At 71.3% G+C, this 13,439-nt stretch carries 9 protein-coding genes and 1 tRNA gene; 1 reads left to right on the forward strand and 9 read right to left on the reverse strand.

The genetic code is table 11. The features are described from left to right. Positions 1 to 213: 213 nt before the first annotated feature. The 9 genes from G514_RS0109565 to G514_RS0109605 form a co-directional block, all read right to left on the reverse strand. A complete protein-coding gene (locus G514_RS0109565) occupies positions 214 to 660 on the reverse strand; it encodes a hypothetical protein (protein WP_028651563.1) in 447 nt (148 codons plus the stop codon). 56 nt (positions 661 to 716) lie between these two features. Then, positions 717 to 1,652, reverse strand: coding sequence for a lysophospholipid acyltransferase family protein (locus tag G514_RS0109570; protein WP_028651564.1), 936 nt, complete (start codon positions 1,650 to 1,652; stop codon positions 717 to 719). Between the two features lie 4 nt (positions 1,653 to 1,656). Then, positions 1,657 to 3,237, reverse strand: a complete 1,581-nt coding sequence (larAH, locus tag G514_RS0109575; protein ID WP_211222102.1) for an NPN-dependent hydroxyacid isomerase, LarAH14/15/16 family — start codon at positions 3,235 to 3,237, stop codon at positions 1,657 to 1,659. 25 nt (positions 3,238 to 3,262) lie between these two features. Then, a complete protein-coding gene (locus G514_RS0109580) occupies positions 3,263 to 4,474 on the reverse strand; it encodes a zinc-dependent alcohol dehydrogenase (protein ID WP_084151964.1) in 1,212 nt (403 codons plus the stop codon). A gap of 163 nt (positions 4,475 to 4,637) precedes the next feature. Next, positions 4,638 to 6,959, reverse strand: a complete 2,322-nt coding sequence (locus tag G514_RS0109585; protein ID WP_028651567.1) for an HAD-IB family hydrolase — start codon at positions 6,957 to 6,959, stop codon at positions 4,638 to 4,640. A 274-nt stretch (positions 6,960 to 7,233) separates the two neighbouring features. Further along, a tRNA-Val gene (locus G514_RS0109590) sits at positions 7,234 to 7,308 on the reverse strand. Between the two features lie 207 nt (positions 7,309 to 7,515). Further along, positions 7,516 to 7,980: a peroxiredoxin gene (locus tag G514_RS0109595; protein ID WP_028651568.1), complete on the reverse strand. Its 465-nt coding sequence runs from the start codon at positions 7,978 to 7,980 to the stop codon at positions 7,516 to 7,518. Next, positions 7,977 to 9,659 (reverse strand): AMP-binding protein, encoded by a 1,683-nt coding sequence (locus G514_RS25935; protein WP_245582157.1) that lies wholly within the window; start codon positions 9,657 to 9,659, stop codon positions 7,977 to 7,979. The genes G514_RS0109595 and G514_RS25935 overlap by 4 nt, the downstream gene beginning before the upstream one ends. Positions 9,660 to 9,718: 59 nt before the next feature. Further along, positions 9,719 to 10,156, reverse strand: coding sequence for a DUF3052 domain-containing protein (locus G514_RS0109605; protein WP_028651569.1), 438 nt, complete (start codon positions 10,154 to 10,156; stop codon positions 9,719 to 9,721). 326 nt (positions 10,157 to 10,482) lie between these two features. On the opposite strand from G514_RS0109605, the gene aceE reads away from it, so the two are divergent. After that, complete coding sequence (aceE, locus tag G514_RS0109610; protein ID WP_051247255.1) at positions 10,483 to 13,239, forward strand: pyruvate dehydrogenase (acetyl-transferring), homodimeric type; 2,757 nt, start codon at positions 10,483 to 10,485, stop codon at positions 13,237 to 13,239. Positions 13,240 to 13,439: the final 200 nt, after the last annotated feature.

Consider the following 13,439-nt stretch of genomic DNA (forward strand, 5'->3'; position numbering starts at 1 on the left):
GCGACTGGCCACCCGGCATGACCCACACCCACCACCAAACACGCTGGACCGACGGCGGCAAGACCAACCTCCGCGACCTCATCTCACTCTGCCCCCACCACCACGCACGAGCCCACGACCACCGCTACCACCTCGACCAGCTCCCCACCGGGAAGTACACCTTCCACCGACGCACCTAGGCCGGCGGTCGATGCCGAGCGGTCGGGGCCGTCCTCAGAACGCGACGGTGCCGGTGCAGACCTGACCGTCGAACTTCGCCTTGAACACGACGTTGTCGGTGCCGGGCCGGTCCGCGATCCGGCGCTCGGCGCTGAAGGAGCCGCTGCGGCCGCCGGTGGTCGACGAGCCCTTGGCCACGACCGCGCCGTTGTCCTTGAACTTCCAGCGCCAGGTCTGGCCCGCCCGGTTGGTGTCGACCTCGCCCTCGACCTCGAGGCCGCCGTCGTCGGTCTTGACCTTGAGCTTCCAGCGGGCGCCGTCGGAGCAGCTGCCGGTCTTGATGATGCGGTCGTCCTTGCTGCCACTCGCTGCGCTCTGGCTGCCGCCGTTGTCGTCGCCGGGGCCGTCGTCGCCTCCGTGCGAGGCGAACGCGGGCGCGCCGAGGGCGAACAGCGAGGCGGTGGTCAGGGCGGCCAGGGCGGTGGAGATCTTCGTCGTCATGGCAGCAGCGTGGGCCAGCACCGTGAGGCGGGCATGAGCCGGTGGTGAGAGCGCTCTTACCTGGACGAGCGCGCCCACGCGCGCAGCCGGCGGCCCGGCGCGTCGGGCGCGGGTGACTCCGACTGCTCCCACACGCGGCGCCACGCCGCGACGTCGGGTCCGCCGGGGTCGGGCGTCTCGCCGGACGACGCACGGCGGCGCGCGTCCCACCACGTCGTCCTGTCCTCGTCGAGGAGCGTGGCGACCGCCGCCTTGATGCGCGGGGCGAACTCGCGCACCGACTCGCCCTCCCGCGGGCGCAGCGGCTCGCCGAAGCGGATCGTGAGCTGCCGGCGCCCCGGAGACGGCCAGCCCTGGCCGCGCGGCATGGCCGCGAACGTGCCGCGGTGGGCGACCGGGACGACCGGCACGCCGTGCTCGTGGGCCAGGAACGCCGCGCCCATCCGGAAGTTCCCCATCCAGCCGTCCTTGGACCGCGTGCCCTCGGGGAAGATCACCAGCGACCAGCCGTCCGCCAGCACCTCGCCCGGCGTCGTCGCCATCGAGCCGCCCCGTCGGTCGATCGGGAAGGTGTTGAAGATCAGCGACGAGCCGACCGCGCGCCACCAGGTGTCGAAGAAGTAGTCGGCCGCGGCGGCGACCGCCGTGCGCCGGCGCCACTCGTCGGGCAACGACAGGAGCACGAGCGGCGTGTCGAGGTGCGAGGCGTGGTTGGCCGCGAAGATGACCGGCCCCTCGATCCGCTCGAGCACGTCGAGCCCCTCGACCTTCGTGCGGACCTGCGAGCGGAACAGCGGCTCCAGCCCGCCCTTCTGGGCCACCTCGCGGGCCGCGATGGCCGGCCGCCTGCGCGACCAGTCCGACGGGAACACGGTCTGCTTCGCCGGCAGCACGTAGGGCTCGGCCGAGCGGGGCACCTGCGAGCGCCGGCCCCAGCGCCAGCCCCGGGCCGTACGCCGGAGGTCGGAGACCCCCTCGGACAGGAAGCTCATCGCGTCACCGCACGTCCGCGAGCAGGTGGGGCGGGTTGTGCAGGTAGGTGATCGAGGGCGACGTGCCGACGGTGCCCGACGCCATCTCGAGCGCGTCCTGCAGCGTGGTCGCCGCCCGGAAGCCCATCCGCGCGGCCGCCTTGCGGTTGCCGCCCACCCAGATCACCTCGTCGACGTGGTCGAGCGCGTGGGCGATCCAGTACCACATGTAGAACGGGTGGACGCCGTGGTAGGCGTGCGAGGTGCGGTAGAGGTGGATGTACCACGGGTCCTGCGCGAACTGCTGCTCGTACTTCTCTCCCACCACCGCGGGGTCGGTCGACTCGGCGAGGACCTCCTCGTAGAAGTCGACGTACGACGGGTGGTGCAGCTGGTTGAACCCCTCGTCGAGCGGGTGGTAGAGGATCACCGCGCCGCCCTTCCGGACCACCGGCTGGCCGCGGTAGGAGTTGAAGTAGTAGCCCAGGCCCATGCAGGCGGCCAGCACGGGGTTCATCGAGCTGTTGACGTTGTAGGGCCCGAGGTAGGGCACGCCCATCACGAGCACGTCGGACTGCCCGTTGACCTCGACCGAGTGCTGCGCGTGCACCTTCTCCAGCGTCTTCTCGTGCACCGCCTCGACCTCGCCGGCGTTGACGCCCGTGAGCCCGTAGACCGACCGCAGGTCGTGGAACATCTTGTGCCGCAGCTTCGGCGGCGCCACCGCGAGCCCGCGCCGCACGCCGAGCATCGAGGCCTGGTCCTTGACCGACCACTCCCACTCCCGCTTCTGGAGGAAGCCGAACGGCGAGGGGAACACGTCGTTGTTGAGCGTCGTCTCGACCTGGAACACCTTCACGGTGTCCTTGATGATCCGGCCCATCCGCCACGCCGAGTGGTGCATCTCGGAGTGCTTGTGGTCCATGAACGAGCGCGAGTGGACCATCGTCTTGGCGTTGTGGTGGTGCCGCAGCGACTTGTACGACGCGAGCCCGATGCCGACGGACTTGTGGCCGCCGTCCATCGCGACGAGGTTCACGTTGACGTAGACCAGCAGGTCGGACTCGGCGGCCCGCTTGCTGATCTCGATGTCCTCGCCCTTCTCGGTGGTGCCGAGGTGGGCGAGCTCGTCGCGGTCCTCGGCGTCGAAGTTGTAGAGGTCGCCCTGGGGGTAGAACGAGCGGAACACCCGCTCCCCGACGATGTGCTTGAGCTCGGCGGCCGTCATCCGGCGGTGCAGCGCGTTGGCCGCGATGAGCTTCACGTCGTCGACGCCGGCCTCGGCCGCCATGGTGAGGACCGCCTCGATGATCCGGCCTCGGATGTCGGGCGCCTTCATCGTCGGCAGCGGGATCGACAGGTCGTCGAAGGCGATGGTCAGCCGCATGCCGGCCTTGAGCAGCGCCGGCAGCGGCTCGGAGTCGAGGGGGTTCAGCAGCGCGTGCTGGATCGCCTCGTCGACGTCGGGAACGGCCGGGATCGACTCCGGCGGGTAGACCACGCGGGTGCCGAGCGGGAAGCTCTCGAGCCGGAACCCGAGACCCTCGTGGACCACCATGGGCGGGGTCCGGTCGTCGACCTCGAGCACGAATCCTGGGCGGCTCACTGGCCCTCCATCTGTGTACTGCTCCTCATTGGGAGCTCCGGGGGTCGAACGCGACCTTGACGGTACCGAGCCGGCCCGCGGCGTGCGCGTGGTCGAGCGCCTCCCGCCACCGGTGCAAGGGGTAGGACGCGACGGACTTGGACAGCTGGACCACGGGCTCGAGCTCGGCCAGGTCGGCGGCGAGGTCGAAGGCGCCGCGGCGCTCGCCGTTCGGCAGGGTCTCCTCCTGCGACGAGGCGTAGGTGCCGACCACCTCGAGCTCGCGGAACCACGCCGCGGACAGGTCGGCCGCCGCCGGCATCCCCGACAGCACCACCCGGCCGCCGGCGCGGGTCGCGTTGAGCGCGGTCTCCAGTGACTGCTTGCTGCCGACCGCGTCGACGGCGACGTCGACGCCGCCGAGGAGGTACGGCGCGGAGAGCTCCGGCTTGAGCTGGAAGGCGCCGGTCGAACGCCGGACGCGCCGCAGCACCTCGGCCGGCTGCACGACCTCGGTGGCACCGAACTCGAGCGCGAGCTCGCGCTGGTGCCCGTGCTTGGCGACCACGATGATCTCGCCGGCCGGGGTGAGCTGGCGCAGCGCCAACGTGGCGAACAGCCCCACCGAGCCGGCGCCGCTCACCAGGACCCGGCCGTTGTCGGGCACGGCGGCCCGCAGCGCGGTGTGCACCGCGCACGACAGGGGCTCCATCAGCAGCGCCTGCTCGTCGGACCAGCCCTCCGGCACGACGTGCATCTGGCTGCGGTGGGCCGTCAGCTGCTGGCCCCAGCCGCCGCCGGTGTCCTTGCAGAAGCCGGTCTGCAGCCCGGGTGCGAGGTGGCCGACGGTGATCCGTGAGCAGCGGTTGGTGTGGCCGACCGCGCAGTTCTCACAGGGCTCGACGCCCCGGGCCGCGCAGGTCAGCACGGGGTCGAGCACGACGCGGGTGCCGGCGGGGAGCTCCTCGCAGTCCTCGAGCAGCTCGGCGACCACCTCGTGGCCGGGCACGAACGGCAGCGACACGACCGCGGAGAAGTAGAGCGAGGTGTGCCCCGACAGCGCCCCGAGGTCGGAGCCGCAGATGCCGGACAGCCGCGAGCGCAGCCGCGCCCAGCCGGGGCGCTCGACCTTGGGCGGGTCGATCGTGACCAGCCGCAGCGGCGCGGCGAAGCCGGACAGGATGCCGGGCATCCGGCTGCCCATCGCCTTGCCGGCCACCGTGCGCGGCAGGCTGCGGAACATCTCGAGCGCGAGGATCATGCGTGGCCCACCTCCTCGGCAGCGATGCGCTTGGCGTGCTCAGGGTGCGTGCATCGCAAGGCGCCGGAGCGAAGACGCTGTAGGCCCATCATCGAGCGACGGCAACGCCGCGAGGTGCGTGCACTGCGCGCGCGAAGCGCGCCGATGTCGAGGAGGTGGGTCACGTACGGACTCCGGGGTCGAGGGCGCGCACGGAGCCCGACGGGCTGGCCCAGTCGGCGACGTCCCAGTGCGAGCGGCGCGCGTGGCGGTAGAGCGGCACGTCGGGCCGGACGGCGACCGGGTTGCCGACCGCCTCGAGCAGCGGGAGGTCGGAGTGCGAGTCGGCGTACGCGAACGACGCCTTCATGTCGATGTGGTGCTCCGCGGCGTAGGACCGCATCCAGGCGGCGCGCGACTCGCCGACCAGCGGCGAGGACGCCAGGAAGCCCGTGCAGACCCCGCGCTCGTCGACGGCGAGGTCGGCGGCCTCGATGTGGTCGAACAGGGGCCGCAGGGGCCGGGTCAGCGGCCGGATCGCCCCGGTGATCAGCACGGTCTGGTGCCCGGCCGCCCGGTGCTCGCGGATCCGGCGCACGGCGTCGGGCGAGAGCCGCGACAGGATGTGGTCGGTCAGGTGCTCGTCGGCCACCGCGTCGAGGTCGGCGGCCCGCGCGCCTTCGTACTCGCGATAGACGCCGCGCAGGAAGTCGCTGCGCGAGCGCCGCTCGGCCTGCACCAGGCTCGGGACCTTGGACGCGATCCGGCCGAGCTCGGCCAGCCGCTCGCCGCCGTCGAGCTCGCGGAGCCGCACCCACAGGTAGGTCTCGATCACGTTGGAGGACAGCAGCGTGCCGTCCATGTCGAAGAACGCCGCGATGCCCTCGCCCCCGGAGCCGACCTCGCGCAGCGACGTCCCGCTCGGCTTCTTGCGCAGGGCGCGGAGCTCGTCGAGGCGGCGCACCGGCGCGGTCACGGCCGGGCAGTGCACCTCGATGAAGTAGCGCGGCCAGTCGACCACCGAGGTGTCGAAGGCGAACGTCGCGCGGTCCTCCTCGGAGAGCGAGGTGAACAGCGCCATCGTCTGCTTGTCGGAGAAGCGCAGCTCGGCGGTGGCGTACTCCATGTAGAGGTCGAGGTAGCGGCGCAGGAACTCCAGGCGCCGGCCCTGCTGGTGCAGCTTGCGGGCCAGCTCGCGGGCGCGGTCGCTGCGCGGCGCGTGCCCGACGACATAGTCGGCGACCTTCCACGCCTTCTCGCTGGTCGAGAGCAGGCGCTCCACCGAGCGGGCGCCCGGGAAGCGCCACTCCGGCAGGCGGGCGGCGCCGCGGTCGCCCGCGGTGAACGGGTGGTGGTCGAAGTAGGTGCGCACCGAGCTGTAGAGCATGTTGAACGTCAGCGGGTTGCGGTCGCCGCTCGAGACGTGGAAGTAGCCGACGTCGCCCGGCTCGGGCGGGTGCGCGAGGACCGCGACGATCGCGGAGACGACGTGGTCGACCGGCACGATGTCGACGATGGTGTCGGGGGCGGCCGGGAACTCCGGCAGCTCGCCGCGACCGTAGGCCAGGATCAGCGGCTCGGCCATCTTGAAGCCCTCGATCCAGCCCACGTGCGGACGCTCCAGGGCGGACTCGATGATGCTCGGCCGGACGATCGAGGCGCGGCGCGGGCCGGCCGCGCCCGGCGTCGAGCCGGCCGCCCAGCGCTCCACGACGCGCTCGCCCATCGCCTTGGTGAACGTGTAGCAGTCGGTCCAGCCGAGGCTGCGGGCGCGCTCGGTGCCGATCCGCACGAGCTCGTCCTTGACCCACTGCCGCCGCGCCGCCTCGGTCGCGCGGGCGGCGGTGAGCAGCCCGGCGCGGCTGTGCTCCTTCTCGGCCTTCTTGCGCTCCTTGGTCAGCAGGTCGGCGCCGCGCGACTGGTCCTCGACGGCCCGCCGTTGTCCCAGGCCCCACGCCAGCTCGGTCTCGAGGTCGACGTCGTGCTCGACCGGCGCCTCGGGGATGCTGCCGCGGCGCCGCCCGGCGACGTACGCCGTGGAGATGTGCACGTAGTGGATCTCCCGGCCGCTCGCCGCCTGCGCCTCGTCGATCCGGTCGAGCAGGTCGCGCACCCCGATCACGTTGGTCGTGAAGCCCTCGTCGACCGGCGGGTCGAAGGACACGTCGCCCGCGCAGTGCACGACCGCGTCGATGTCGGCCGGCAGCGCCGGCACGTCGGCGAGGTCGCCCTCGACCACGGCGACGCGCGCGTCGATGAGCGCCTCGACGCCGCCCGCGGCGGCCACGACGTCGGCGAACACGGGCTTCTCGAGGAGCTTCGCCGTGCGCGCCGCCCCACTGGTCGAGCCCTTGGGCCGGACGAGCACCGAGACCCGCACGTCGGGCACCTCGGTGAGCATGAGGTGCAGCAGCGCCTCGCCCACGAAGCCGGTCACCCCGGTCAGCAGGACGTGCTGCCCGGCGAGCCGCTCGGCAACCGACGGCGTGTCCCTCTGACCCACGAGACGGAACCCTGCCATGTCGCTCACCACGATCAAGAGGCTGGTGCCGTCACAGGTGCTTCAGGGCCTCGCGCCGGGACCGCCCGGACAGGCGTCCCCGAGGCGGGTCGGACCCGCCGCACGGCGTCCACAGTCTGGGAACGGGTGTTTGCAGGGTGGGCACCCCGGGCACGGAAATGGTGTCGGCGGCCCGGACGAGATCGTCAGTCCAACCGGGCCGACGGCCCCAGACCTTTCCCTTGTCGGTCGCGAACGACGGGGGAGGTTCTCGGGCTGGTGGGCGCAGAGGGGATCGAACCCCCGACCGCTGGTTTGTAAAACCAGAGCTCTACCGCTGAGCTATACGCCCGTGGACGCCCGCACAGTACGGGAGTGGGGCGCGGCCGTGGAAAACGGCTCGCAACCGGCCCCAAATGGAAGTTGAGCCGCTGGCGTCTCGGGTCACCAGCGGCTCAACGGGGCATAACGTACTGCCCGCGTCAGACCGTCACAAACATCCCGATGAATTATTTCTCAACTGGTCCAGACCGGGCGTCGCCACGCACTGCTCGCGCGCTCAGACCAGGGCCTGGAGCTGGCGCAGGTGCTCCTCCAGGTCGCGGCCCTCGGAGCTCGGGTTGTGCACCGCCCAGCGGAGCAGACCCTCCTTGTCCACGACGTACGACGACCGGCGCGGCGCCCCGCGCTGCTCGTCGAAGACCTCGTAGGCGCGCGTCACCTCGCCGTGCGGCCAGAAGTCGGAGAGCAGCGGGAAGTTGAGCCCGTCGGCGTCGGCGAACGCCCGCAGCGCGTAGATCGGGTCGCAGGAGATCGCCAGCACCTCGCTGTCGAAGGTCAGGAAGTCGGCGAGGCGCCTCCGGATGCCGGCCATCTCGCCCGTGCAGACCCCGGAGAAGGCGAACGGGTAGAACACCAGCACGACCGCCTTGCGGTCGCGGTAGGACGACAGCGTGACGTCCTGGCCGAACTGGTCGCGGAGCGTGAAGTCGGGCGCCGGTCCGCCGAGCTGGAGCCCGGTCACTCGGCGTCCGAGCCGGAGTCGGAGCCGGAGCCGGACCCGCCGTCCGGGTCGTAGTCCTGCAGCTCGCGCTTGAGCACCTTGCCGGTGGCGTTGCGCGGGAGCTCGTCGAGCACCACGATCTCGCGCGGCACCTTGTAGCGCGCGAGGTTGTCCTTCACGTGCGCCTTGAGCTCGTCCTCGCCGGCAGAGGCGCCGTCGCGCAGCACGACGAAGGCACGCAGCCGCTTGCCGAAGTCCTCGTCGTCGACGCCCAGCGCCGCGACCTCGACCACCGCCTCGTGCCGGGCCAGGCAGTCCTCGACCTCCTTGGGGAAGACGTTCTCCCCGCCGGAGACGATCATCTCGTCGTCGCGGCCCTCGACGTAGAGCAGCCCGTGCTCGTCGAAGCGACCTACGTCTCCGGACGACATCAGGCCGTCGATCATGTCCTTGTGGCCGCCGCCGGTGTAGCCCTCGAAGAGCAGGCTGTTGCCGACGAAGATCCGACCGGACTCGCCCTGCGCCACCTCCGCGCCCTCTTCGTCGAAGATCTTCACGACCGTGGCCCACGGCGGCTTGCCCGCGGTGGTGGGCTCCTGGCGCATGTCCTCGGGGGTGGCGATGGAGGCGTAGGCGACCTCGGTCGACCCGTAGGTGTTGTAGAGGTTGTCGCCGAAGCGGTCCATCCAGCTGATCGCGAGGTCGCCCGGCAGCGCCGAGCCGGACGCGGCGACCACCTTGAGGGTCTCGAGGCGGTGCTGGTCGAGCTTCTCGTCGGGCAGGCCGAGGATGCGCTGGAGCATCACCGGGATCACGACCATGCCGTCGCAGTGCTGCTCCTCGACGACGCCGAGCGCGGTCTCGGGGTCGAACTTGCGCCGCAGCACGATCGTGTGGCCGAGCAGCAGCGAGAGCATCAGGTGGGCGAAGCCCCACGTGTGGAAGAGCGGGGCCGCGATGTGCACCCGCCAGCCGTACTTGAGCGGCATCCGCGAGAGCAGCGAGACGGCCGCGTCGACGCCCGCCTCGTTGCGGGGCGCGCCCTTCGGGGTCCCGGTCGTGCCCGAGGTGAGGATGATGATCCGGCTGTGCCGGCCGGGCACCTCCACGGGCTCGTCGCCGCTCTCGGACTCGATCAGGGAGTCGAGGGTGTCGAGGTCGGTCTCGTCGTCGACCCAGGCGAGCACCCGCTTCTCGACGTCGGCCTTCTCGAGCATGCCGGTGAACTCCTCGTCGTGGACCACGACGCTCGGCTGCTCGCGCTCGAGGACGTCGACCAGCTGCGGGCCGGCGAACGCGGTGTTGAGGTAGATCAGGTCGGCGCCGAGCTTGGCCGCCGCCACGGTGGCCTCGACGAAGCCGCGGTGGTTGCGGGCCATCAGCGCCACCGAGTCGCCCTCCGAGACGCCGAGGGCGCCGAGCGCCCTGGCCAGCGCGTTCGTACGCCGGTCCACCTCGCGGAACGTGAGGTCGCCGCGCTCGTCGACGATCCACACCCGGTCGGGCATGAGCGCCGCCATCGCGAGGAAGCCTCCGGCGGGGCCGGTGCCCCACTGCTGGAGCGCGCGACCGGCCTTGGCCAGCGCCACCGGTGAGTAGGGACGGAGGATGCCCGACTCGGCCAGCACCTTGAGGCCGTAGCCGGTCGAGGCGGCCTTGCCGGCCAGCCTGTCGAGCGGGGAGGGCAACGTGAGGGGCACGAAAGGCAGGATGCCACGACCTCCGCGCCGGGTGGCCCGGGCGTCCGGGGAGGTGGGGCTCAGCCCGGGGTCTTGGGAGCGATCAGGCGGGTGGCCGACCACTCCTTGCTGACCGCGGCGGTGGTGGTCTGCGACAGGCCCGCGATGGGCGCGGCCTCGGCGATGTCGGCCGGGTCGACCGCGTTGGGACGACCCACCTTGGGGGTGAGCAGCCAGATCGCGCCGCCCCCGACCAGGTCGGTCAGCGCGTCGACCAGGCCGTCGACGAGGTCGCCGTCCTCGGAGCGCCACCAGAGCAGGACCGCGTCGACGACGTTGCCGTAGTCGCCGTCGACCATGTCCGCGTCGATCGAGTTCTCGATCGCGACCCGCAGCTGGTCGTCGGTGTCGGAGTCCCAGCCGAGCTCCTGGATGACCATGCCGGGCTTGAAGCCGAGCCGCTCGGCGGCCCCGGGAGCACCCGTCTGGGTGGCGCCTCCACCCTCGGTCGAGCTCACGCCGTCTTCCTCCTGTGTCGCGTCCTGTGTCGCGTCGTCATGGCGGACCCTCGCCCTCGCGGGGGTCGACTGGGCGACAGTCCACCGGAGTTGGGCGGCACACGCAAGCGAGCGGCGCCGCGTGGGCACCCGCCCTGCACCCTCCGGAGCGGTCGGCACAGGGCCAGGACCTGTTCGGCGCCGCCTGTCACGGGTGCACACAGGCAGTCTTCGGGCGTACTCATCGGTAGCCGTTCCGGCTCGTCCGTCCTGGCGACGCGTGACACGATGAGAGGGTGACCGAGGAAACGTCCCCTGACTCCGGCACCGACACCGGCACCCGGGCCGTGGGCTCCCCAGCCCCGGTGATCCACGAGGGTCTGCCCACCCAGCTCCCTGACATCGACCCCGACGAGACCACCGACTGGCTCGAGTCCTTCGACCAGCTCGTCGGCGAGCGCGGCCGCGACCGCGCCCGCTACGTCATGCTGCGGCTGCTCCAGAAGGCGCGCGAGCTCAACGTCGGCGTGCCGGCGCTGCGCAGCACCGACTACATCAACACGATCCCGCCCGAGCGCGAGCCGTGGTTCCCCGGCGACGAGGACATCGAGCGCCGGATCCGCGCGTTCATCCGCTGGAACGCAGCGGTGATGGTCTCCGACGCCAACCGGCCGGGTCTCGAGGTCGGCGGCCACATCGCGACCTACCAGTCGGCCGCCAGCCTCTACGAGGTCGGCTTCAACCACTTCTTCCGCGGCAAGGACCACCCCGGCGGCGGCGACCAGATCTACATCCAGGGCCACGGCTCGCCGGGCATCTACGCCCGCGCGTTCCTCGAGGGCCGGCTCACCGAGGAGCAGCTCCTGCGGTTCCGCCAGGAGGTGCAGCACGGCGTCGGCAAGGGCCTGTCGTCGTACCCGCACCCGCGGCTGATGCCCGAGTTCTGGGAGTTCCCGACGGTCTCGATGGGGCTCACCGGCATCAACTCGATCTACCAGGCGCGGTTCAACCGCTACCTCCACAACCGGGGCATCAAGGACACCTCCCAGCAGAGCGTGTGGGCCTTCCTCGGCGACGGCGAGATGGCCGAGCCGGAGTCGCTGGGCGCCATCCGGGTCGCCGCGCGCGAGGAGCTCGACAACCTCACCTGGGTCATCAACTGCAACCTGCAGCAGCTCGACGGCCCGGTCACGGGCAACGGCAAGATCATCCAGGAGCTCGAGGCCAACTTCCGCGGCGCCGGCTGGAACGTGATCAAGGTGATCTGGGGCCGCGAGTGGGACGAGCTGCTCGCCCGCGACGTCGACGGCGTCCTGGTCAACCAGATGAACAAGACCCCCGACGGTGCGTTCCAGAACTTCTCGGTCGAGGACGGCGCCTACAACCGCGAGCACTTCTTCGGCCCGGACCCGCGGCTGCGCAAGATGGTCGAGCACATGAGCGACCGGCAGATCGAGAAGCTGCCGCGCGGCGGCCACGACTACCGCAAGGTCTACGCCGCGTTCGACGCCGCGTCCAAGCACACCGGGCAGCCGACGGTGATCCTGGCCCACACCATCAAGGGCTGGACGATCGAGGCGCTGGAGGGCCGCAACGCGACCCACCAGATGAAGAAGCTCAAGAAGGACGACCTCAAGAAGTTCCGCGACCGGCTCTACCTGCCGATGAGCGATCGCGACATCGAGGAGTCCTACGACGCCACCGGCACCGCGCCGTTCTTCCACCCCGGCGCCGACTCCCCCGAGATCGAGTACATGATGGAGCGGCGCCGCCAGCTCGGCGGGTCGATCCCCCGGCGCTCGATCCGCGCGAAGTCGCTCATCCTGCCCGGCAAGGAGATGTACGACGAGCTCAAGCAGGGCTCGGGCAAGAACAAGGTCGCCACGACCATGGCCACGGTCCGGCTGCTCAAGGACTGGATGAAGGACCCCAACATCGGCCAGCGGATCGTCCCGATCGCGCCCGACGAGTACCGCACCTTCGGCATGGACTCGATGTTCCCGAGTGCCAAGGTCTACAACCCGGGCGGGCAGCAGTACGAACCCGTCGACCGCAAGTTGTTGCTTGCCTACAAGGAGTCCCAGCAGGGGCAGCTGCTCCACGAGGGCATCAGCGAGGCCGGTGCGATGGCCTCCGCGACCGCCGCGGGCTCGGCGTACAGCACGCACGGCGAGCACATGATCCCGTTCTACATCTTCTACTCGATGTTCGGGTTCCAGCGCACCGGCGACTCGATCTGGGCCATGGCCGACCAGCTCGCGCGCGGCTTCCTCATCGGCGCCACGGCCGGTCGCACCACCCTCACCGGCGAGGGCCTGCAGCACGCCGACGGCCACTCGCCGCTGCTGGCCGCGACCAACCCCGCGGTCGTGCACTACGACCCGGCGTTCGCCTACGAGGTCGCGCACATCATGGAGTCCGGCCTCGCCCGGATGTACGGCGAGACCGAGGCGCACCCGCACGGCGAGGACGTGATCTTCTACCTCACCGTCTACAACGAGCCGGTCCCCCAGCCCAAGGAGCCCGACGACGTCGACGTCGACGGGATCCTGCGCGGCATGCACCAGACGGCGCGCGCCGAGGGCGACGGCCCGCGGGTCACGCTGATGGCCTCCGGTGTCGGCTACCCGTGGATCGACGACGCCAAGCGGATCCTGGCCGAGGACTGGGGCGTCCAGGCCGACCTCTGGTCGGTCACGTCCTGGAACGAGCTGGCCCGCAACGCGACCGCCGCCGAGGAGTGGAACCTCCTGCACCCCGGCGAGACCGCCCGCACGGCCTACGTCTCCGACCGGCTCGCCGGCGTCCAGGGACCGGTCGTGGCGGTGTCCGACTACATGCGCGCCGTACCCCTCCAGATCGCGCGCTGGGTGCCGGCCGACTACCGCGTGCTCGGCGCCGACGGGTTCGGCTTCGCCGACACCCGCCCCGCCGCGCGCCGGTTCTTCCACATCGACGCCCAGTCCGTCGTGGTGCAGGCGCTGCAGGCGCTCGCCGACGCCGGCGAGATCGACCGCGGCCAGGTCGAGAAGGCGTTCGCCGAGTACCGCATCGACGACCCGACGGCCGTCGCGGATGTGAAGCAGGAGGGCGGCGACGCCTAGCTCTGTGCCCCCGCGATGCTTCGCCGCGACAGACCGGGTCGCTTCGCTCCCACGCTCCGATTGCGTTAGCCGTAGCGAGGGGCCGGCCCACGGTGGCTGAGGTGCGAGGCCGGCTACGGCCGAGCCTCGAAGCCCCCGCAACAACGGCACCCGCCTACGTCGCGGCCAGATGCGCCCTTGAGCTCACCTCGCTGCCTCGA

The sequence above is a fragment of the Nocardioides halotolerans DSM 19273 genome (assembly GCF_000422805.1).
In the GTDB taxonomy this organism is placed as follows: domain Bacteria; phylum Actinomycetota; class Actinomycetes; order Propionibacteriales; family Nocardioidaceae; genus Nocardioides; species Nocardioides halotolerans.